Source organism: Polaribacter sp. Hel1_33_78 (assembly GCF_900106075.1).
Taxonomy (GTDB): domain Bacteria; phylum Bacteroidota; class Bacteroidia; order Flavobacteriales; family Flavobacteriaceae; genus Polaribacter.
Map to the genome: position 1 here is coordinate 1207436 of NZ_LT629794.1, position 25124 is coordinate 1232559.

The window sequence follows — 25124 nt, forward strand, 5'->3', positions numbered from 1 at the left end:
ATTAATCCAAAATTAAACACTTAAATATATTTTGCTTTCATAACTATTTTTATGAAAGCCTTCTCTATTTCTTTTTTAATGGTTGTTTTTATAACAACCGCTCTTTGTTCTCAATCTAAACACGCTAAAACTAGTAATTATTTAAGCTATAAAGGTTTAGTAATGGCAGGTTATCAAGGTTGGTTTAGAGCGCCAAAAGATGGCTCTAAAAGAGGTTGGGGGCATTATGGTAGAGGTAATAAATTCGATTTTGAAAACAATACAATAGACTTTTGGCCTGATGTTTCAGAATACAAAAAAACATACAAAACCGTTTTTAAATATGATAATGAAACGAATGCAGAGGTATTTAGCTCTGTAGATAAAAGCACAACAGATCTTCATTTTAAATGGATGAAAGAATATGGTGTAGATGGCGTATTTATGCAGCGCTTTTTTGGGGTTACAAGAAACCATACAAACACCAACAAACCCCAAGACATTATATTAAGAAACGCCTTAAAAGCGTCCAAAGAAAATAACAGAGCCATTGCTGTTATGTATGATCTATCTGGCTTAAAAGAGACTGGTGAGGATTGTTCTTCTATCATAGAAGATTGGAAAATGTTGGTAGATGAATTAAAAGTAACCAACCAAGGAGAAAGCCAGAATTACTTATACCATAATGGTAAGCCATTAGTCGCTATTTGGGGTGTTGGTTTTCCAGACAGACCCTATGATACACGTAAAATAGGTATCAATCGTTTAATAGATTTCTTAAAAAACGACCCAGTTTATGGGGGTTGCTCAATTATGTTAGGTGTACCAACATATTTTAGAGATTTAGATAAAGATTGTTTACCAGATCCTTATTTACATACAGTTATAGCATCTGCAGATATTGTTTTACCTTGGATGGTACAACGCTTTACGCCTTTGGTGCATAAAGTTGGCGACCATTTAAGAGATCATATTATTGCAGATTTAAAATGGACCAAAAAGAGAAACCTAGATTATGTACCCGTAATTACACCTGGTTTTAGTTGGCGAAACCTTTCTTTAAACAAACCCCATTTGGCAAGATATACCGCTTATGGAGCCATACCAAGATTAGGGGGTAGGTTTTATTGGGATCAAATGGCGAATGCAATTTTAGCAGGTTCAGAAATGATTTATGTGGCCATGTTCGATGAAATTGATGAGGGTACAGCCATTATGAAAGTATCAGATACCCCACCAAATAGCGATAAAGCACATTTTGTAAACAATGATGGTATGCCTTCAGATCATTATTTATGGTTAACAGGTTTAGGCGCAAAAATGTTACGAGGAGAAATGCCTTTACAACTAGAGTTACCAGAAAGAAAAGTAAATAATCGAAAATAACTACGTAAGCATAAAATACTAAGATAAATGCAAATAAATGAACTTTTTTTTACTAATAATACTATTAATTAAGGATTAATTAATTAAATATTAATATGTGTTTCGCTTATTTGTAAAGAAATTCAAATAACCCTAATTAATTAAATTTTTTATATCATGAAAAAAAATACATTTTTAACAATTTGCCTCTCATTATTTTTAGTGGGTGGTCTGTTTGCACAACAAACAGTTTATGTTTCTACAAATGGTGCAGGTGCTTTAAATGGTACAAGTGAAGCTGACGCTTATGACGATTTTGTAACAGCTCTAGCAGATATTGACACAGCAGGAGATATTCTTAGAGTAATTGGAGATATGAATGTTAGTGCAGTGAGTTTAAATCTTAAAACAGAGCAATTCACAATTGAGGGTGATGCAGCTGGTTCTACTCTTACAGGTGTAGATGCAGCTGTAAGAATGTTTACAATTAATGGTGGTACAGGTCATAATATTACATTTAAAAATTTAATTTTTACTGGAGCAACAAATTCAACTGGAGGTGGTGGAGGAGGTGTATTATTCAGTAATCAAACATCAACTTTAACTTTTGATAATTGTGTTTTTAATGGTAATTCAGTAACAAGCGTTAATGGAGGTGGTGCAATTTTTTTAGGAAATGCAGCAACTTTAACTGCAACAGGGTGTACTTTTTATGAAAATTCTTCTACTAGTTTAACCGGTAAGGGAGGAGCAATAGCTTTTGTTGGAACTGGAGTTTCAACTATAACAAACTGTACTTTTTTTGAAAATACTATTACCAGAAATAGTAATGACTATGGTGCTGCAATAAGAATTGAAGGAAAAAGTGTTACTATAACAAATAGCTTATTTTATAATAACAAAGTTAATGCAGGTGCTGGTGGAGTTGCAGATGTTGGTGCTTCTGCCGCTGGTACACAAAAATTTATAAATTCTTTAGGTCAATTGGTAAATGCCAATATGGATGAGGTAACAAACTCTGTAGTGTTAAAAAAAGGTTCAACTACAAGTTCAGATGCAGCAGACCTTGATGGTTCTAATTTAGTTTGGAATGAAACCTTAAATAAGGTAACATTTTCTGCACCAAATGCAATAGCAGATTTAACTATAGTAGGAAAAACACCTATAAATTTTGGTTCGGATGGAAATGATGTAGGTGCTTGGGAAGGTTCAGCCATTAATATCTTTTTAGGTGGTACACCAGGTGCCGTTGAAGGTTGGGCTAACGATGCCAATTGGTCTAAAGGTAGTCAGCCAGAAGCAACAGATAATGTGGCTATTCTTACAGGGAGAAACTGTAATTTACCTATATCTACAACAGTAAATGATATAAAAGTAACAAGTCTTTTAAGAATTTCAAGTAACCAAGGGTTAGTGGTAAATGGAGATGCTATTGTAACAGGGACAGTAAGATACTCCAGAGCATTAACAAATAATGCTGATAATACAAAAGCATGGCATTTAGTTGCTTCTCCTGTTGTTGATGAGGTTTTTGATACTAGTTATTTAACTATTAATGATATTGCCGTAGGTACAAATTCTAATAGAGGAATTGCTACTTATAATACAGGAGATAATAGCTGGTCTTATTATACAGGGGTAGATATTACAGCAACTTCAGGTCAAGGATATTCTATGAAAATTACACCTGATGAAATTGAAAGTGCAGGTGGAGAATATGCTGATGGAATTGTAGTATTTGAAGGAACGCTTAATGATACAGATTTTACCACACCGGCTTTAGCAGCAGGCTTTAATTTATTAGGTAACCCATATACTTCTTTTGTAAATAGTGGTGTTTTTTTAGGTGATGCAGCAAACAGCGCTACGGGTATGGATAAAACACAAATGTGGGTTTGGAATTCAAGCACAGAAAATTATGATGTTAAAACAGTTGGAGAAGCTTTTGTTTTAGCACCTGCTCAAGGGTTTTTTGTAAATTCTACGAACACAGCTGCTGTTACCTTTTCAAAAACAAACCAAGCAACAACTGGTGGGGCATTTCAAAAAACAGCTAGAACTGAGATTAAATTATTAATGAATACCAGCACTAATGAGCGTTTTGCAAAAATTTATTTAACAGATACTGCAACAAAAGGTTTTGATAGTGGTTGGGAAGGAGAAGTATTTGGAGGTATTGCTAATAAAGTAGATGTATTTACAGAATTAGTATCAGACAATCAAGGTAAAAACTATCAAGTACAATCGTTACCAATCTCAGAAATGGAGTCTATGGTAATTCCGGTAGGTGTTATTGCAGAAGCAGGTAAAGAACTTACTTTTTCTTTAGAGCAAACTAATTTTCCTACAGATGTAAAAGTATATTTAGAAGACAGATTAGCAAATACTTATAATGAACTAACAAATAGCAAAACTTTTAAAGTTACATTATCTGAAGCTTTAAATGATGTTGGTCGTTTTTACTTACATGCATCTAAAAGTTCTTTAAGTTTAGATGATAATGCAGTGTCAGAAAACATTAGTATGTATAAATCTAATGCAACTACTTTAAAGGTGGTTGGTTTACCTAATGGAACATCAAACATCAAACTATTTAACATACTAGGAAAACAAGTTCTAAATACATCTTTTACAGCAAATGGTGTAAAAGAAATTACTTTACCAAAATTAGCTATAGGAGTTTACATAGTGCAATTAGAAACAGAAACTAGTAAATTGAACAAGAAAATTGTAATAGAATAAGCAACTAACTTTTTAAAATAAGACAACCATGAATAAAAATATAGACACAAAACAGCAGCAAGAAGAAATTAACAGAAAAGAGGCACTTAAAAAAATAGGAAACTATGGTAAGTATGCTGCCTTAACAGCTTTAGGAACTTATATGATATTAAACCCTCAAAAAGCTCAGGCAACAAGTCCTACAGCACTTGGTGAAGGATTCTAATAAAATAATAACACATAGCCTCATGTTTTTTCATGAGGCTATGTGTTATTATTCTCAAAAAAAGGAATAATGGTTAATTAATAATTAATTAATCTTAATTGTCTATTTTTAATAATTAATCTAACTTAAATAATCAAAATATGAAAAAAATTACTTTATTAACTCTTTTATTTATTGCTTTTACTGGTTTTACATTAATCGCGCAAACTACCGTTTATGTTTCAGCAACAGGTGCTGGTAGCTCAGATGGTACAAGTCAATCAGATGCATTTGGCAACTTTGGGGTTGCCATGTCTAATATAACCTCTGAAGGTGATAAACTTATAATTATAGGAGCAATTACGCCAGATGGCGCTAATCTAACCTCTAAGAATTTTGCATTTACTATAGAAGGTTTGGATGCTAGCTCAACTTTAGCTGGAAACGGTGGTACAGGCAGACTCTTTACAATAAATGGAGCAACGTCGGCAAATGTAACCTTTAAGAATCTTACTTTTCAAAACAACACTACCACACTTGCTGGAGGTGGTGTCTTTTTTAATAACAACGCAGGAGCTACAGCTACCTTTGAGAACTGTACCTTTACTGGAAATTCTGTAACTAACGCCGCAGGTGGTGGAGTTATATTAGCCTCCAACGGAAATTTGAACATCGCAGATTGTGTTTTCGAAAACAATACATCATCAGATAAAGGAGGGGCTATTGTCGCTGGAAATTCTGTAAATGTAACCATCTCTGGATCTCTTTTTAACGGGAACTCAGCAACTAAAGGTGGTGCAATTGCTGTAACAGGCAATGGTGTAGATTTCGTTTTGAACACTAGTACTTTTGTGAATAATTCCGTATCAAGTAATGGTGGAGGAGCGATGTACTTTGGAGGTACAAGTGCCAACAGTAGTATTACTAATACGACTGTTTTTAATAATACTGTAAATTTTACCTCATTAAATCAATCTACAGGCGGTGGAATACGAATAGAAGGCGCTAGACCTTTTACAATTTCAAATTCTCTAATTTATGGTAACTATGTAAGCTTTGGGAACGAAACAAATTTTTCGGATATCGGAGGGCCTCCAACAGTAGAATTGACATTAAACCACTCAATAACTAAAAATATAGAACCCTCTTTAGTTGCAGTAGGTGATGGAGGAAATGATGTGTTTTCAACATCTATAACTGATGCAAATCTTACATCTTCTAATCTAACATTTAATCCAACTACTGGTAAAGTAGAATATGATGCTGTAAGTTATACGGAAGATAGCCCTATTGATTTTGGATCTGATGGTAATGACGTTGGTGCTTGGGATTCTGGTTTAACCTTATCTTTAGATAAAGAAGATTTTTTAGCAACTAAACTTTCTGTTTATTATAATGGTTCATCTAAAAATTTAGAGGTTTTACATAGTATTGCAGAACCAATTTCTTTAGAGGTATATACTATTTTAGGAGCTAAGGTATTGTCTTTGAGTAATGTAAGTGCTAAACAATTGATAAATGCAAACCATTTAAATACAGGAATTTATATTTTAGTGGGTAAAACTTCAGAAAAGTTTTTCTCTAAAAAATTCTTAATCAATTAAAATAATAAAAATTTAAATTTTAGGAATTAAAAAAAGGGGTTTATGGAAGCCCCTTTTTTTAGTAACACTAAGTTTTCTTAATTGCTATTTAAGATGAAAACAATCCAATTAATATCCAAGAAAGCTATGTTTATGGCGTTTTCTATTGTCCTTTTTATTTATCAACAAGAAATAAAGGCACAAACAGAAGATTCTCAGACTTCAATTATTGGTAAAGTATTATGTGGTTATCAAGGTTGGTTTAATACCCAAGGAGATGGTTCAAACCGTGGTTGGAATCATTACAAGGGATCAAATGGTCTATTTGAGCCCGGCACAGCAACGATTGACTTTTGGCCAGATATGAGTGAAGCAGATGCAGATGAAAAATATAATACATCCTTTACTAAAAATGATGAGTCTGTTGCAACAGTTTTTTCTTCTACGAATGCAAAGACAGTCAAACGTCATTTTGAATGGATGAATGATTATGGAATTGATGGTGTATTCTTTCAACAATTTGCTACAAATTTAAAGTTAACTTCATCAAATGCCTATATCAATGATAAAAAGGTGTTGGACAATATTATTACCTCAGCAAAAGACAATAACAATAGATTGGTGAGTGTTATGTTCGATATATCTCGTGCAAATATATCTGTTGAAAATGCACCAGGAACCATGGTAGAGGATATTAAAGCTTACTGGCGACTACTCGTAGATGAACATGGGCTAAATGACAACACCAACAAACACTTAGTAACCTATAAGCAAAAGCCTATAGTTGCCATTTGGGGAGTAGGTTTTAGTCGTGAGGATAAGTACACATTAGATGATGTGCAAGACTTGATAGATTATTTTAAAGATGACCCAACTTATGGAGGATTTTCTGTTTTATTGGGCGTTCCTAGAAGTTGGAGAACCTTAAATAATGATGCTGTTAACGATACTCAACTGCATGAAGTTATCAAATCTGCAGACATTGTGCATCCTTGGACGGTAGGAAGATATACCAATTTAACTTCAGCAGACGCCCATAAAAATATTATTGCAGCAGATAAAGCGTGGTGTGATACCGAAAACTTACTATACATGCCTGTAGTTTTTCCTGGGTTTAGCTGGCAAAATTTAAAAAAAGATCAAATAAACGCAACACAATCAACTGATACTCCGCCAGATTTAAATAGCATTCCGCGTTTAAAAGGTGATTTTTTGTGGAGACAATTTTATAATGCCATAGATGAAGGAGCAGAAACCCTTTACGTTGCTATGTTTGATGAGATGGATGAAGGAACTTGTATTTTTAAAGTAGATAATAATCCTCCATCTAGCAATTTAACTCAATTTACAAATTACGAAGGCTTACCAAGTGATTATTATTTATGGTTAACAGGTGAAGCAGGTAAAAAATTAAGAGACCCATTAACCTTATCACTTACCAAACCAGCATATTTATATACATATTATGTGTCTGCAAATGGAGATGGGTCAGACGGATTAACAGAAGCAACAGCTTTTACAACTATAAACGAAGCTGTTACTGCAGCAGCTGATAATGATAATACTACTATTATTATAGTAGGAGCACTTAACCATACTGGAACAGTAGGGATTTCTACATCATTATCATTTAAGGGGCAATCAGTTGCTATAGTTACCGCTACAGACACAGCAATAATGTTTGATATTACTGCTGGGGGTCTTACTGTTTCTTTTGAAGGTATTACATTTCAAAATGCTGATACTAGTTCAGGCGGAGCTGTTATCAATTTAACAACAGATTCAGATTTAACAATTACTAACTGTGTTTTTAAAAATAATACAAGTTCTGGAGATGGAGGTGCTATTTTAGCAAGTGGTATTGGAAACATTACAGTTTCTGGTGCTCTTTTTGATGGAAACTCTGGTGCAACAGGTGGTGCAGTTGCCATAACTACAAGTAATAGACAATTAGTTTTGAGCAACAGTACTTTTGTCAATAATACATCAACAATTTCTGGAGCTGCTTTGTATTTAGGAGGTACTAATACTAATAGCAGTATCACAAATACTACTATTTTTAATAATAGTGTATCCTCGAGTACTTTAAATCAATCTAAAGGTGGTGGCATACGATTAGAAGGTAATAGACCTTTTACAATTAAAAATTCTTTGATCTATGGTAACTTTGTATTTGATGGAAATGGAACAGGAACAGATTTTTCAGATATCGGTGTGCCTACGAATGTGCAAGTGACGTTAGAAAATTCAATTACTCAAAGTATAAAACCAGCTTTGGATTCTGCTCATGAAGATATATTTACTACATCAATAATTGATGCAGATCTATCATTATCAAATTTAGAATTTCAAATAAGTGGTGATAATATTAACAAAGTAACTTTTATTGCACCAAATACATTAACAGATCACACACCCATTGATTTTGGAGATAACTTGAGTGATATAGGCGCTTGGGATTCTAACATAAATATATTTAAAGGAACAACAAGTAACTTATGGAGTAATACATCAAACTGGTCAAATGGCGGTTTGCCAATAAGCACAGACTATGTTGCAATATTACTTGGTGCAGAAGCAATCTTAGATACGGATGCTACTTTTGTAGATTTAAAAGTAAAAGATAATTTAAAAATAAATGATGGTAAGAGTCTAATTATAACTGGAACTGTTACCGGAGATACTGGTAAAATATTCTACACTAGAAATTTAAGTTACATAGAAGGTAGTCAAGAAGGCTGGCACTTAATGTCTTCACCAGTTTCAGGTGAAACTTATAACAATGCTTATGCAACTAGTGAAAGTTTGGCAACAAGTACTTCTAACCTATTTAGGGGTCTTGGAAAATATGTAACCGATACAAATACATGGGAATATCTTAAAAAGGATGATACAAATGCAGGTGATTTTATTTCAGGTTATGGGTACTCTATGAAAAGATCTGTTGCGGGACCAGTTGTATTTAATGGAAACTTAAATACCAATGATGCTGGTATTGATGCAGCAATATATAATACTGGAGATGGATTTAACTTATTAGGAAATCCATACACTTCTTTTATAAATATTGAAACATTTTTAAGCGACAACGTAAAATTGGCTCAAGATCAAATTTGGGTTTGGGATCAAACAATAGGTTCTGGAGGAAATTACATAGCTAAAGTTAAGAATATGGCTTTTAAAATTGCACCAGGACAAGGCTTTTTTGTAAAAGTCGAATTACTATTACCAAGTCCGGGTTTATATTTTAAAAATGCTACTATCGCAACTGTAAATTTTGCAGAAAGTAACCAGTCGTCTGCAGCAGTAGACACTTTTCTAAAAAATACTAGGGCTGAAGTAAAATTATCTCTGACTGATGGTCAAAAAGTTCGTATTGCTGAATTGTATTATTTAGACAATGTAACCACAGGTTTTGATAGTGGATGGGAAGGTGAAGTTTTTAGTGGTGTTGCAAGTACTTTAAGTGTATTTACAGATTTAGTAGCAGACAGTCAAGGTAAAAAATACCAAGTACAATCATTACCAATCTCAGAAATGGAGTCTATAGTAATTCCGGTAGGTGTTATTGCAGAAGCTGGTAAAGAACTTACTTTTTCTATAGAGCAAACTAATTTCCCTACGGATGTAAAAGTATATTTAGAAGATAGAGTAGCAAAGACTTTTAATGAACTAACAGATAGCAAAACTTTTAAAGTTACTTTATCAGAAGCTTTAAATGATGTTGGTAGATTTTATATGCACGCTTCAAAAAGTGCTTTGAATATAGACGATAATATAGTCTTAGAAAACATTAGTATGTATAAGTCTAATGCAACTACTTTAAAGTTAGTAGGCTTGCCTAATGGAACCGCTACAATTAAATTATTTGACACTCTTGGTAAACAAGTTTTAAATACATCTTTTAAATCAGCTGGTGTAAAAGAAATTACAGTACCAAAATTAGCTACAGGGGTTTACATAGTGCACTTAGAAACAGAAACGAGTAAACTAAACAAGAAAATTATATTTGAATAAATTTACATTAAAAATGGCATTAAAAAATATACTTATTCTTTTATTATTTATTGGGGGCTCTTTATTTGGACAAACCCAAAAACCAAATATTGTTTTTATAATGACTGATGATCAAAGTTCAATTCCTTTGAGAAGCAGTGATAATCAAAATCAGTCAAGACCATTTGGTTTTAATGGAGATTCTAAAGTGCATACACCTATCATTGATGGTTTAGCTAGCAATGGTATAGTTTTTAACAATGCATTTGTTTCATCCTCTATTTGTAGTCCAAGCAGATATAGTATTTTAACAGGAAAATATGCTGGAAGATCTGAAGGCACAAGCTTTATAAATAATTTTCCCTTAGGTAATTTGAGTAGAATTGCTAATAATATTGAATTAGAAGAAAACAAAACAAACGTACCCAAACAGCTGCAAAATGCAGGTTATAAAACGGCATTTATTGGTAAATCTCATATCATAGATCATAATGTCTTAGCGAGTTATACCGAAGGTAATAATGGTTTTATGGCTTATTCAAAAACAGCAGACCCTTACGCATCTTCAGTTTCTGATGCTATGAAATTTAATCATGATAAATGGTCAGATCGCATGAAAGAATTTGGCTTTGATGTGGTAGATGCTTTTTATGCTGCCAATTTAAGAGAGCTTAAAAACGATGCTTTAAATGTGCATAATGTTGAGTATAAGAACAAAGCAGTATTAGATTTTATAGATAATGCTGGAGATGATCCTTTTTTTGTGTATTATAGTGAAACCATTCCGCATGGACCTTCACCTTATTGGATAAAAAATGACAAATATTATGCAGGCTTAGATGCCGATGTAAATATTACTTCTCAAGGTATTTTAACTCAAGATTATTCCTATTTACCAACAAGAGATCAAATTATAAATGAAATTAACGGAATTGCTGGCAAAGATTCAAGGCATGCTTGGTTGCGATGGTTTGATCATGCAGTAGGCGCTGTTGTGAATAAACTCGAAGAAAAAGGGAAATTAGATAATACGTTAATTATTATCACCTCAGATCATGGAGATTTTAACAAAGGAAAATCTACAAATTATGAAGGAGGAATTAAAGTTCCGTTAATGATGTATTGGAAAAATGGCATATCAACTACTGGAACATATGATGAGTTGGTTCAAAATATAGATTTTGCGGCTACTTTTTTAGATATAGCAGGGGTGAATATTTCTAATTCTGAAATAGATGGTAAAAGCTTAAAAGAAGTAATTACGAACAATTCAAAAGCACCAGTGCATGACCACCTCTTTTTTGAGTTGGGATATTCAAGAGCCATACGGACAAAAGATTGGAAATACGTAACAGTGCGTTATCCTGATGGCATCAATACAAAAATTGCAAATGGAGAAACTTTTAATGGTATAAATGGTACTCAAGTCCCCTTACCCTATTATATTCCTAATGTTTCTTTAGGTGGTTTAGCGGCTGCTCAATATCCTTTATACAATATAAAAGATCAATTATTCGATTTAAAAAACGATCCTTATGAAACTACTAATCTTTTTAATACACAACCTCAAAAATCTACAGAATTAAGAAATATATTAAGAACAGAATTGCTTAGTTTTCCCAACAGACCCTATCAAGAATTCACAGATACCAATGTAGATTTGTCGGTTAGTACAGAAAATACTTCAATTTTGGGCAAGGTTTTGGCAGGTTATCAAGGTTGGTTTAATACACCAACAGATGGCTCAAATCGTGGCTGGCAGCATTATAAAACTGCAAGTGGTGCCTTTGAGCCAGGACAAGTAACTGTAGATTTTTGGCCAGACATGAGTGAAGCAGATGCAGATGAAAAATATGCAACACCTTTTACGCACAAAGATGGATCTCAAGCTAATGTGTTTTCTTCAACCAATACAAAAACCGTAAATCGTCATTTTAAATGGATGAATGATTATGACATTGATGGTGTTTTCTTTCAACAATTTGCTTCCAATTTAAGGTCTAATAACCCAAAAGGTAGGGCCAATGCTCTTGTTGTATTTGACAATATTATAGCCGGAGCAAAAGCAAATAACAATAGATTAGTTAGTATTATGTATGATTTATCTGGATCCAATGCAACAGGAACCATGATAAATGATATTAAACAACATTGGCAAGAAATGGCTAACAAACACGGGGTTAATGATAACACAAAAGAGTATGTATTAACCTACCAACAAAAACCTGTGGTAGCAATCTGGGGTGTTGGTTTTAATAGAACGGATAATTACGATTTAGACGATATAGAAGAATTGATCAACTATTTTAAAAACGATGGTTGTGCAGTTTTATTAGGCGTTCCAAGAAATTGGAGAACTCCAGGACAAGGAGATGCCATTAATAACCCTCAGCTGCTTAACGTCATAAAATCAGCAGACATTGTACATCCTTGGACGCCTGGAAGGTATAGTAATATTAGTGGTATTGATAGTCATAAGAGTATTATAATTGCGGATAAAGCATGGTGTGATGCAGAAAACTTATTATATATGCCTGTAGTTTTTCCAGGTTTTAGTTGGCAGAATTTAAAGAAAAGTCAAGGAGAAATTTCTAGCCTTAACAGTATACCAAGATTAAAAGGAGATTTTCTATGGCGTCAATTTTATAATGCTATAGATGCTGGTTCACAGACAGTTTATGTAGCAATGTTTGATGAAATGGACGAAGGTACCTGTATCTTTAAAGTAGATAATAATCCACCTTCATCAGCAGAAAGTCAATTTACAAATTATGAAGGCTTACCAAACGATTATTATTTATGGCTTACAGGTAAAGCAGGCGAAGCTTTAAGAGGTGAAATTAATCTGACTTCAAACCAACCTTCTTATCCTAATTTACCAGATATAACAAATTATTATGTGGAAGAATTTGGAGATGACACCAATACAGGAACAAGTCTAGGAACGGCCGTTTCAACTGTTAAAAAAGCTTACAATCTTGCAAAAGAAGGAAGTACAATTAATATCTCTGGAGCTGTAATACAGAATTCTAAAATTTCAGTTCAAAAAAGCATGAATTTTATGGGCACAGATAATGCCATAATTTCACCAGATGCAAATAAACAAGATACAGACCGATTATTTCATATTAGCAAACCAAATCTTAATGTTTCTTTTTCAGATATTACCTTTAAAGGAAACAAGGAATCATCAATTAATGGTGGAGCAATAAATATGAATACGAACTCTAATTTAACTTTTACCAATAGCATATTTGATGATAATTCTACAGGAGGCGTAGATAAAGCTGGTGGAGGTCTATTTTTTAGTGAAGGAAATGTAACGATTACAAACTCAATTTTCAAAAATAATTTAGCTAGAGGAAATGGTGGTGCAATTAGTGGTTCTGGAGACGGAACTTTAACCATAACTAATTCTTTATTTATAAATAATACAGCAGCAAATATTAACAAAATTGATGGAAATGGAGATAGAGCCAATGGTGGTGCAATAAATATTTTTGGAGATGGCAGAAAAGTAATAATGTCTAAAAATACATTTTATAATAACCAAGCAACTTTTCAAGGCGGAGGTTTATATTTTGGTGGTTTAAATGCTACCAGTAATTTAGAAAATATAACTGTTTTTGGTAACAAAGTAATCTTAACATCTGCAGAAGCAGGAAAAGCTGGTGGAATTAGAATTGAAGGAAATAGAAATTTCGAGATTAAAAACTCCTTGATTTATGACAATCTTTTAGGGGATACCATGAACCCAGAATCTGATATAAATATTGCTTCCGTAGTCCAATTAAACTTTATAAATTCATTGTCTGGTGTTTCTAAAGGTTTTGGACCAGATGACATGTATAGCTCCTCTAAAATAAAAGCAGCTTTAACTTCTTCTAATTTACATTTTAATGAAACATCTGGAAAAGTAGAATATGATATTGCACCAAATGGAGATAATACTCCTGTAGATTTTGGAACTGATGGAAATGATGCGGGTGCTTGGGACTCAATGTTTGTCTTGTCACTTGACGATAACCAAGTTCCAAATGAGAAATTTAGCATTTATTATGATAAAACTGTAAAAAATATACAGATCATAACATCATTCACGTCATTGATGAAGGTTACAATTTACAATATAAATGGAAGTCAAGTAGTACTCAAAAACCAAATGGATGCAAAAGATGAAATTGATATTTCATATTTAGAAAGTGGAGTTTATATCCTAAAAGCGAATATCGAAGGGAAATATTTTTCACGAAAGTTTATTCTTTATTAATAATAAATAAGGTAGTTATGTTTAAAAAAAGTAGTGTTGTTTATTTATTTTTATTTTTAAGTTTAGTTTTTAATGCGCAAGAAACTATAAAAGTAGAGGGTTTAATAGTTGATAAGGACAAATACCCAGTACCTTATGCTGCCGTTAGTATTTTATCGAAATCTATTGGAACCGCAAGTAATGATGATGGTGGTTTTGTTTTAAAATTAATTCAAGATAATCTTAAGGATTCCATTACAGTTTCTGCATTAGGTTTTAAAACTTTTACAATTAAAGTAGAAGATTTTATAGGACTTGACGAAAAAATAATTACCCTTGTTGAAGATGTAGTTTCCTTAGATGAAATTACGTTAGTAGATTATAAATCTTATGTAAAAGATGCACTTAAAAATCTAAAAAATACAACTCAAAGAAAAGGACATCAACTAAATATTTTATACAGAAGGTTTTCGAATGAAAATGGTACTTCAAGGTTTTTAGTAGAGCATTACTTAAAAGTGTATGATAGAGGTCCAACTTCTAGCGAATTTGAGGAGATAGAAGTTGCAGAGTCCAGAAAATCGAATGATTATAGATTTGCAAAAAAGAAACAAAAGTTTCATGCTGCTGTAATGATTGCAAAACAAAACCCGCTAAGAAAAGGAATTTATAGAAATGATTATAAATGGGAAGTTATAGATGATACCTCTTATGATGGTGAAGATGTTATTGTTGTTGAAGGTAAGCAAAAAGAAAATCCAAAGAAATGGATAAAACTATACATTGGTATTGACACAAAGGGAATATACAAATTAGAAAATTACAATCTAAAAGCTGTTTATATTTATAAAAAAAATAAAGAAGGAAAATTAGTTTTAAGTTATCATAATAGGGAATATGTTTTTAATGAAAAAGTGACTCCATACATGAAAAAACTCTTAAAATTGAAAAGTAATATGATCAAATTATCATATCGACATGAGGCTATAGTATTAGGTGTTGAGAATAATGGGAAAAAAATAAGAGTTCGTGATAATATTATTAAAGGAAAAGATATAGGCGATTATAACATCGAATACAATTCAGACTTTTGGAAAAATATTAACCTACCACCCGACTCTAAATTTTATAAACGAAGTGCGAAACAGCTTGAGGAATTATTTGGCATTCCATTAGAAAACCAATTTAAATTAATAAAGTATTAAAACGCAATCTAAGTTGCTTTACTGTTTTTAAGGATTTCTTAAATTATTTTATTTTTTTTGAGTTAATGCCAAGAAGTTAAGAAAATATTAATCCTTAATTAATGAAATATACTTCATTTGTTTAAATAAGTCAGTATTTATATTCACCCAATAAATTAAATCTATCGAAATTAAAATTATGGAGAAATTAAAACTAAGTTTAATACTTCTTTTTTTTCCTTTGATTATTTTTTCTCAAAAAAATATCATTAAAGGAAAAATAACAGATAAGACAGGAGAACCTCTTTTAGGTGTTTCTATATTACTAAAAGATAGTCAAATAGGGACCACTTCAGACTTAGATGGTAATTATAGTATTAATACAAAAGAAAAGACTGAAGGAGTATTGATTTTTAACTATTTAGGATTTGCAGTTAAAAATGTCAACTTTACAAAAAACACAAAAGATCTTACTGTCGTATTAATAGAATCTGCTGAGCAATTGGAAGAAATAGTGGTGACAGCTCTTGGTATTAAAAGAGATAAAAAATCATTGTCTTACTCCACTCAGGGAGTTAATACGGAAGACATGACGGAGGCTAGATCTTCTAATTTCTTAAATGCTTTATCAGGTAAGGCAGCTGGTGTGCAAATCACAAATTCATCGACTCCAACAGGTTCAACGAGAGTAATTATTAGAGGCTTAACTTCTATAACAGGTAACAATCAGCCTTTATACATTTTAGACGGTGTCCCTTTAGATAGTTCATCGGGTGATGCAGGTGTTTCTGTTTGGGATGAAGGAGATGATATTGACTTAGGAAGCCCAATATCTGGTATTAATCCAGATGATATTGATTCTATTCAAATTTTAAAAGGTGCAAACGCATCTGCGCTATATGGTTCTAGAGCTTCTAATGGTGTAGTAATTATTACAACTAAAAAAGCTAAAAAGGGTACTAGTAAAATAAATGTAAATGTCAATTCTAACCTATCTATTGTTTCAAACAGAGAATATCCAAATTATCAATATTCTTATGGTGCAGGTAATGGTGGACGATTGGTACAAAATACGGGACAACTAGATCCCACAACTGGATTGCCAATGGTTGGTTCCTACAATAGAGCTTATGGAGCACCTTTTTTAGGGCAGCAGGTACTAGATTATAATGGTACTGTTGGTACTTATGCTCCAGATATAAATAATGTAAAAGATTTATATCAGACTGGTGTTGTAAATACCAACACATTTTCAATTAGCAGAGCAACAGATAAAAATACATTAAGGTTTTCTTATGGTAAGACAATTGGAGATCATGTAATTAAAAGAATGGAAGAAATTAACAGAGATAATATTGCTCTGCGCATGTCACAAAATATTACAGATAAGTTAACGGCTAATGTTAGTTTTATATATACGCATCAAAAAGTAAATAACAGAATGTATCAAAATGGGAGTAATAGAAACCCAGCCAATAACTACATGTATATGTTACCAAATATGTCTCAATCTAATTTACTTCCTTATATAAATGAGAATAATGAAGCTTTCCAATATGAGGGAGATTTTAATAACCCTTATTGGAATATATTTGAAAATAGTAATCAAGATATTACCAATAGAGTTGTAGCTAATATAACTTTAAATTGGACAATATTAAAAGGGCTAAAACTTAAAACTAGAATTAATGGTGCAATAAATAATGTAGATAGACAAGAGTTCAATAACAAAGGAGCCGATTATGACCCCAATGGTTTATATAGAGAAGTAAATATTTCAAGAGAAAATTGGAATTATGAAGCAATCTTAAATTATACAAAGAAATTTAACGATTTGTCATTAGTTTCTTTAATAGGCGTAAATCGATTTGATGTAAGAACAGACGGAAATAGGTTAACTGCTATTTCGTTAGTTGAGAGAGATATTATGAGTTTATCAAATGGTGATGAATTTGCACCTGAAATTTTTATTAATAATAATAAAAGAATAAACTCAGTATATGGTTCCGTTTCTTTAGGATACCAAAAAACATATTTTTTAGATTTCACAGCAAGAAATGATTGGGCCTCAACTTTACCAGCAAGTAATAATTCTTACTTCTATCCTTCCGTAGGTGGTACAATATTATTTTCAGAATTTATTCCTAGAAATGATATTTTAACTTTCGGGAAAATTAGAGCTTCCTATGCACAAGTTGGTAACGATACCGGTTTTAATCAAATTAGAAATAGCTATGTCCAAGGAGGTAATTACAATAATACAGATTGGGTAGCATTAGAAAGAATAAGAAAAAATTTAGAGTTAAAACCAGAATTAACTTCATCAACAGAATTTGGTATTGAAGCAAAGTTTTTCAATAATAGAATTTCTTTTGATGGTACTTATTATAAATCATCTACAAACAATCAAATTATAAATGTTTCAACTACGCCAACATCTGGTTTTGTAGGGAAATTTTTGAATGCAGGAGAGATTCAAAATGAAGGAATGGAATTATTTTTATCTGCTAAACTATTTGACAAAAAGTTTAAATGGTCAACAGATATTAACTGGTCTAAAAACGAATCATTTGTAGCCTCACTTTTTGATGGTGTAGAAAGCAGATTAGTAAGAAGCTGGTTTAATGTAGGTGTATTTGCAGAGGTAGGGGAGCCTTTTGGTAATATTAGAGGAAATTCTCAACTAGTTGACCCAGAAACGGGTACACCATTGGTGTTAGCTAATGGAAGGGCAGCTTGGGAGTCTAATCAATTATTAGGAAATGCACAACCAGATTGGATAGGGAGTATACGAAACTCATTTTCTTACAAAGGCTTCAGTTTAAATTTTTTAGTTGATGTTAAAATGGGAGGAGATTTATACTCCGGAACAATGGCCAAAACCTATAATCATGGTGTGCACGCTGGCACTCTAGAAGGAAGAGAAGAGTGGTTATTATCAACATTAATACTAGGAGAGAATAATAACGAAAGGCAAGGAAGGGGTTTATTTGGAAATAACTATGCGGATTCCGATAGGCCAAAAGGTAGAATTTATGAAAATTCAGCTTTAGGAGTGCAAGATGCTGATGGAAACTGGGCCGCAGAAAGAGACGCTAATGGAGAAATTATTTACACACAAAGGTGGTTAAATCCACAAGTATATGGTTTTGATGGTCTTCAAGATCAAAGAAGGTTTGTCTATGATGCTTCTTATGTAAAATTGAGAGAAGTTACTTTTGGTTACAACATACCACATAGATTAATTAAAAAAATAAAAATAAAGAATGCTAAAATTTCTGTTGTTGGTAGAAATTTATGGACTATTTATAGGAATACACCACAAGGAATAGACCCGGAATCAGGTACAACATCTGGTAATGGGCAGGGTATAGAATATGGTTCTTTCTTGCCTACAAGAACTTTTGGTGTTAATGTAAAACTAGTATTTTAACTAAAAAAATAAAGAAAATGAGATTTTTAACCAAATTATTATTGTTTACTTTTTTGTTAACAATATTAGATTCATGCACAAACAAATTTGAAGAAATTAATACAAATCCAGATGCAATTTCAGTAGCCTCACCTGAAGAACTTTTTGCAGGCACTGTAAAAAAAGGATTAGATTTAATTGGTGGTACTTTGAACGACCAAATGTTTAATACGTATGCTAGTTATTATGGTGGTAAAGGAGGCCAATTTAATAGATACTTTTATACAGAATCGGGGCTAGATAATTTTTGGAGGCAGTTTTATGTAGATGTTTTGAAAAATAATCAAGATATTATTGATAATTATAGTAACGACCTAAGCTATACGAATAGAGTGTATATATCAAAAATATGGAAAAGTTATGTGTATTCAGTCTTAGTGTCAACTTTTGGAGCTGTTCCTTATGAAGATGCCTCTAAAGGTATGCTGGCAAATAGATATTCATCTGAAGAATTTATTTATACTGATATTTTAAATGTTTTAAAAGAAGCTGGAGAAAATATGGATCCCAATGGAGATGCACTCTTGCAGGACCCAGTTTTTAATGGAGATAATACAAAATGGATAAAGTTTGCAAATTCACTTCGCTTAAAGATTGCTTTAAGAATTTCTGAAGGTTTCCCTGCTTTGGCTCAGCAACATGGTTCTGAAGCTATGGCAAATGAAAACAATCTTTTAAGCGAAAATTTAGATAATGTAGCTCTAAAGTGGGGTCTAGAAGAAGAAAATTGGTCGTTTAATTATCGGAGATATATATTTATAACTGCAAATCAAGATGTAGTTCCCTATATTAATCTAAATTATTTATTAAACTTAAAAACATACAGAGACCCAAGATTAGTAGCGTTAATTGAACCATCTTTAAGTCCTTTAACTATTAGGGATGAGGTGTTTAAGTCTGGTTCTATAACAGAAAAAATTATTGTAGAATATGAGCTACCATATTTTGGAAGACCTCTTGGAGGTAATGCTACTGTAGATGGATGGGATTTAAATGGGAATGACAACATTCTTAACGGAGTTGAAACTAGAAGATATAGCAGGCCTAAAGTAGATGTGTTTATGGCTCAAGATATGAGCTATAATCTTATTACGTATGCAGAATTAAATTTTATAAAAGCAGAAGCTCAACTAAAAGGCTGGGGAGGCTCTAAAACAGCAGAACAATATTATTATGATGGTATTGATGCTTCTTTTCAACAGTATGGAGTTACAGGAGAAAATGAGTACAAAAACAGAGATGGCATCAAATGGGGGACTTCAAGCACTGGTGATAGACATTTATTCGGTGTGGTAAACAGCGGTATTTCTGCGAACTCTTTAGATAAAATTACAAGACAACGTTGGCTAGCTAGTTTTAATCAAGGTCATGATATATGGTGTATGCAGAAAAGAACAAGACTGCTGCCTCTTATCGATCAATTTGCACCAGATGGAGCACTTGGATTAGATTATGCGTCCTTACCAGAAAGAATGGCATATCCACCATTTTCAGAAAGTGTATTAAATAACGATGGTTTTCAAGAAGCCGTTTCCAACTTATCGCAAGGTAATTCATTATATAGTGAACTTAAAATTAACAAACCATATACACCAACAAAATGGGAAACAATTATCCCTGAATTTAATCAAGAATTTGCAAATAATTTTTATGGAGACTCAGAGGATGATTTAATTGCCGCTGGAATAACCTATACAATACTATAAATATATTATGAAAAATATAAAAAAAATATTACTACTAATAATCTTAATGATATCTTTTTCATGTACTGAAGATAATATTGCAATAGAAGATTCTTTTTTAAATTATGACATCCCTATTGTATCTGTAACTTCAGACTATATTGTTGGAGCACAGTATAGTAGGTTTATTAGAAGAAGTACAGTCCCTGAGGAACCTACTATTGGTGTTTATAATCCTAATGTATCAGATCCTGCTGTCTATGAAGAACATGTAAAACAGGCACAAATAGCAGGTATAGATTTTTTTATCTTTCAATTTAGATCTGCAAATAATCAAAATCAAAACAATCAAGACACTACGTTTATTAATGAACTACAAGCGGCACCAAATGCAGGAGATGTAAATTTTGCACTATCCTATAATTTTGGGAACATGGGGTTAAATAACAATAATAGAATTGAATCAAAAGGTCTTGTTCAAAGGTTTATTGATGATTTTAAATTGATGACACCATTTTTTGATCAAACTAATTATATGAAAGTTGATGGGAAAAATGTGGTGTATCTTTTAAATAGCCACAATTTACATTCTGATGATAATGCAGCTCTATATCAGCAAATGAGGGCAGAGTTAACTGATCTTGGTGTTGAGCTATATTTAATTGGTATGCAAAATGAATGGACACCAACTTTAAGATATGATTTTAGGTTTGTAAACGGAGTTGACGCCGTTACACATGCAACCTATGCTGCAGTGAATAAGAATTTGTATGATAGAATAATTAATTTTCACAAATTCATGGATCAAGCATGGTTGTATCATAAAGAAACTTTTGAAAAATATAATATTGAATACATTCCTACAATATCTCCATCTATAAATTTAAAAATAATAAATGGAGGAAGTAATATTAATGTGTTTGATAAGGATGCGCCTTGGTTTAGAGCAAATTGCAACGTAGCAAGAAGAGCCGCTGGAACTAACAAGATTGTCTTAGTTGATTCTTTTAACGATTGGAATAGAGGAACACAACTTGAATCTGCAACTTCTTACGGAGAACAATATCTTCAAATATTAAGAGAAGAGTTTAAGACAAATTAATTCATTTTTATATGAAAATCAAATCAATCTCATTTTTATCAATGCTAACGCTTTTCTTTTTTAATAGTTGTAAAAGCAATATTGAAAATATAAAGATTGATAATAAAACTAACGTTAAAATAAACAATTCTATAGAAGGTAAAATTTTAGCAGGTTATCAAGGTTGGTTTAATGCAGAAGGTGATGGCGCTAATTTAAATTGGAAACATTATGCTAACAACAAACAATTTAATCCCGGGAATACTTCTGTAGATTTTTGGCCAGATGTAAGCGAACTAGATAAAGATGAACTTTTTAAAACAGAATTTGTTTATAAAGATGGTGAACCTGCCTATGTATTTAGTTCTGCAAATGCAAAAACGGTAAATCGTCATTTTAAATGGATGAATGATTACGGAATTGATGGCGTTTTTGCACAGCGATTTGTTGTAGGCTTAACTAGAGGTCAAGAAAGAATAGATAATTACAATACTGTTTTTGATAACTGTTTTAAGGCTGCAAAAAATAATGATAGGGTATTAAGTTTAATGTACGATTTGTCTGGTACGACCAAAGATAATGTTGTAGAAACTACCAAAGAAGATTGGAAACAATTGGTTAGACGATATAAATTAAACGACCCAACAAACCCAAATGTTTTAACCTATAAAGGAAAAGCGGTGGTATCTATTTGGGGTGTTGGCTTTAATAATAGAAAATACACTTTAGAGAATATTAAAGAGCTCATTAATTTCTTTAAAAATGATCCGAGATATGGCAATTGTGCAGTGCTTTTAGGTGTTCCAACTGGTTGGAGAGCATTAGAGAGAGATGCTGTCAGTGATCCTAAATTACACGAAGTTATTAAGTTGGCAGATATTGTGCACCCTTGGACTCCAGGCCGGTACAACGATTTACAATCTGCAGACCAACACAAAGAAAATTATACCATACAAGACCAAAAATGGTGTACTGAAAACGGAGTAATGTATATGCCTGTTGTTTTTCCTGGTTTCAGTTGGTATAACATGAAAAATGGTAAAGATAAATTTAATAAAATACCACGTTTAAAAGGAGCTTTTTTATGGAGACAATTTTACAATGCAATTTCTTCGGATGTAAAAGCAATTTACGTGGCTATGTTTGATGAAATAGATGAAGGCACGAGTATTTTTAAAATAGATAACAATCCTCCTGTTGGAGAAAGTAAGTTTTTAACTTATGAAGGTTTGCCATCAGATTATTATTTATGGCAAACAGGACAAGCAGCAAAAATGTTGCGTAAAGAAATCATTTTAACAAAAAAACAGCCAATTTATCCAACGAAATAAAAATCCATTAATTGATGAATTTAGTATTTAATAAACAACTTATTAATTGTATACAATTTCTAGTAATTTCTTTTTTCTTTTTTTCTTGTAGTAATTCAGAAAACAGAATATCAGAAAATCTTGACAATGTAAAATATGTAGACCCACAAATTGGTGGTGTTGCTCCTTTTTTACAACCAACAAGAACACGTATACATTTGCCAAATTCTATGGTACGCATGTATCCTGAAAGAAAAGATTATAGAGATGATCAAATTACTTCATTTCCACTTACTACGAGAAAGCATAGGTCAGATTTACTTTTTAATATTATGCCAGTTTCTGGGAATGTTAACGAGACTAAAAAACCAATTTCAGCATGGGATCAAGATTTAGAAATTGCGCATCCACATTACTACTCAACTTGGTTAGAAGATTATGATATTACTACAGAATTTACGCCTTCTGCACAAGCAGGTATTTTTAGATTCAGTTATCAAAATAAAAATACAAGAAAGTTATATTTAAGAGATTTATCTGGTGATGATTGGCAATTAAATGATGATGGTTCTCTAACAGGAACAGAATCTTTTGAGGGTATGCAAGCTTATGTATACGCCATTATAAACCAAAAAGGAACTTTCAGTTCGACAAAATTTGTTGACGATAAAGTAAACTCATGGATTACTTTTAATGATACTACTAACGTTAAGCCAGTCCAGTTTAAATACGGTTTATCATTTATAAGTATAGCACAAGCAAAGAAAAATTTAGAGAGGGAAATACCAGATTTTAATTTTGAAACTGTAAAAGAAAAAGCGCACAAAAGATGGTCTGAAGTACTGAATCAAATTGAAGTTGAAGGAGGAACAGAAGCTTACAGAAGAACATTTTACACAGCTTTATATCGCTCTTACGAAAGAATGATAAATATTACTGAGGATGGTACATATTATAGTAATTATGATAAAAAAATTCACGAAGGCGAACAAGATTTTTATGCCGATGATTGGGTTTGGGATACGTTTTTAGCATTACATCCTTTACGTTATATTTTACAACCAGAAATGGAATCAGATATGATGGCTTCTTATGTAAGAATGTATGAACAATCTGGTTGGTTGCCTCAATTTCCTCAAATTCATGGCGATGCACCACCAATGAATGGTTTTCATTCTACCATCATGTTATTAGATGCGCATAGAAAAGGAGTTAAAAATTTTGATGCAGAAGTAGCTTTTGAAGCGATGAAAAAAAACGCATTAGAAGGCACAATGATTCCTTGGAAAATGGGCGCAGTTGCTCCATTGGACAAATTGGCTTTAAGATTGGGTTATTTTCCAGGATTAAATCCAGGAGAAAAGGAAACTGAACCAAGAGTGCACGGTTTTGAAAAAAGACAATCTGTTGCAGTAACTTTAGCTCAAGGTTATGATGATTGGGCTTTGGCGCAATTTGCAAAAGAATTAGGTAAAGAAGACGATTATAAATATTTTTCTAAAACTGCAGAGAATTACAAAAATTTATACTGGAAAGAAAAAGGATTTTTTATGCCTAAAGATGCCAAAGGAAATTGGATTGATATCGATCCAAAATTTGATGGCGGTATGGGAGGTCGGGATTATTATGACGAAAATAATGGTTGGACTTATTTATGGAATCCGCAACAAGATATTTTAGGATTGCAAGAATTAATGGGCGGAAGAAAAACGTTTGAAGCACGTTTAGATCAAATGTTTAGAGAAGATTTAGGAAGAAGCACGTATGCTTTAAATGCACGGTTTCCCGATTTTACAGGTATTGTTGGTCAATATTCTATGGGAAATGAACCAAGTTTTCATATTCCATATTTATATAATTTTACAGATTCACCTTGGAAAACTCAAAAGAGAATAAGAATGTTATTAAACACTTGGTTTAAAGACAATATTTTTGGTATTCCAGGAGATGAAGATGGTGGAGGAATGTCTGCATTTGTCGTCTTTTCTGCTATGGGTTTTTACCCTGTTACTCCTGGAATTCCAGTATATACTATTGGAAGCCCATTATTTTCTAAAATCAGTATTAATTTACCAAATGGCAATAAGTTTACCATAAACGCACCAAATTGTAATGAAACCAATAAATACATACAGTCTGCAACTTTAAACGGAAAAGAACTAAAAGGTCCTTGGTTTACACATGATGATCTTATCAATGGAGCTACAATTACCCTAGAAATGGGGAAATATCCAAATAAAAATTGGGGTACAGATCAATCTCTCATTCCAAACAATTTTAAAAATTAACAACAG

Annotated in this window: 12 protein-coding genes; all 12 read left to right on the plus strand. The window is 32.3% G+C overall.

Annotated elements, in window-relative coordinates; all coding sequences use genetic code 11:
• Positions 1 to 51 precede the first annotated feature (51 nt).
• On the plus strand, positions 52 to 1365 hold the full coding sequence (locus BLT88_RS05170; protein ID WP_091953445.1) for a glycoside hydrolase family 71/99-like protein: 1314 nt from the start codon (positions 52 to 54) through the stop codon (positions 1363 to 1365).
• A gap of 156 nt (positions 1366 to 1521) precedes the next feature.
• Complete coding sequence (locus BLT88_RS05175; RefSeq protein WP_091953446.1) at positions 1522 to 4086, plus strand: T9SS type A sorting domain-containing protein; 2565 nt, start codon at positions 1522 to 1524, stop codon at positions 4084 to 4086.
• Positions 4087 to 4114: 28 nt separating this feature from the next.
• Positions 4115 to 4291, plus strand: a complete 177-nt coding sequence (locus tag BLT88_RS14235) for a hypothetical protein (RefSeq protein ID WP_172824262.1) — start codon at positions 4115 to 4117, stop codon at positions 4289 to 4291.
• A 140-nt stretch (positions 4292 to 4431) separates the two neighbouring features.
• A complete protein-coding gene (locus BLT88_RS05180; protein ID WP_091953448.1) occupies positions 4432 to 5874 on the plus strand; it encodes a T9SS type A sorting domain-containing protein in 1443 nt (480 codons plus the stop codon).
• Positions 5875 to 5967: 93 nt separating this feature from the next.
• Positions 5968 to 9870: a T9SS type A sorting domain-containing protein gene (locus BLT88_RS05185; RefSeq protein ID WP_091953449.1), complete on the plus strand. Its 3903-nt coding sequence runs from the start codon at positions 5968 to 5970 to the stop codon at positions 9868 to 9870.
• Between the two features lie 13 nt (positions 9871 to 9883).
• A complete protein-coding gene (locus BLT88_RS05190) occupies positions 9884 to 14119 on the plus strand; it encodes a sulfatase-like hydrolase/transferase (protein WP_091953451.1) in 4236 nt (1411 codons plus the stop codon).
• Between the two features lie 17 nt (positions 14120 to 14136).
• Positions 14137 to 15303, plus strand: coding sequence for a carboxypeptidase-like regulatory domain-containing protein (locus BLT88_RS05195; RefSeq protein ID WP_036785220.1), 1167 nt, complete (start codon positions 14137 to 14139; stop codon positions 15301 to 15303).
• Positions 15304 to 15481: 178 nt separating this feature from the next.
• A complete protein-coding gene (locus tag BLT88_RS05200; protein ID WP_091953452.1) occupies positions 15482 to 18715 on the plus strand; it encodes a SusC/RagA family TonB-linked outer membrane protein in 3234 nt (1077 codons plus the stop codon).
• 17 nt (positions 18716 to 18732) lie between these two features.
• A complete protein-coding gene (locus BLT88_RS05205; protein ID WP_091953454.1) occupies positions 18733 to 20460 on the plus strand; it encodes a SusD/RagB family nutrient-binding outer membrane lipoprotein in 1728 nt (575 codons plus the stop codon).
• Positions 20461 to 20467: 7 nt separating this feature from the next.
• Positions 20468 to 21541: a glycoside hydrolase family 99-like domain-containing protein gene (locus BLT88_RS05210; protein ID WP_091953455.1), complete on the plus strand. Its 1074-nt coding sequence runs from the start codon at positions 20468 to 20470 to the stop codon at positions 21539 to 21541.
• Positions 21542 to 21552: 11 nt separating this feature from the next.
• Positions 21553 to 22851: a glycoside hydrolase family 71/99-like protein gene (locus tag BLT88_RS05215; protein ID WP_157691131.1), complete on the plus strand. Its 1299-nt coding sequence runs from the start codon at positions 21553 to 21555 to the stop codon at positions 22849 to 22851.
• A 14-nt stretch (positions 22852 to 22865) separates the two neighbouring features.
• The gene (locus BLT88_RS05220) at positions 22866 to 25118 is read left to right on the plus strand and encodes a GH92 family glycosyl hydrolase (RefSeq protein WP_091953458.1); all 2253 of its coding nucleotides are present in this window, start codon (positions 22866 to 22868) and stop codon (positions 25116 to 25118) included.
• Positions 25119 to 25124: the final 6 nt, after the last annotated feature.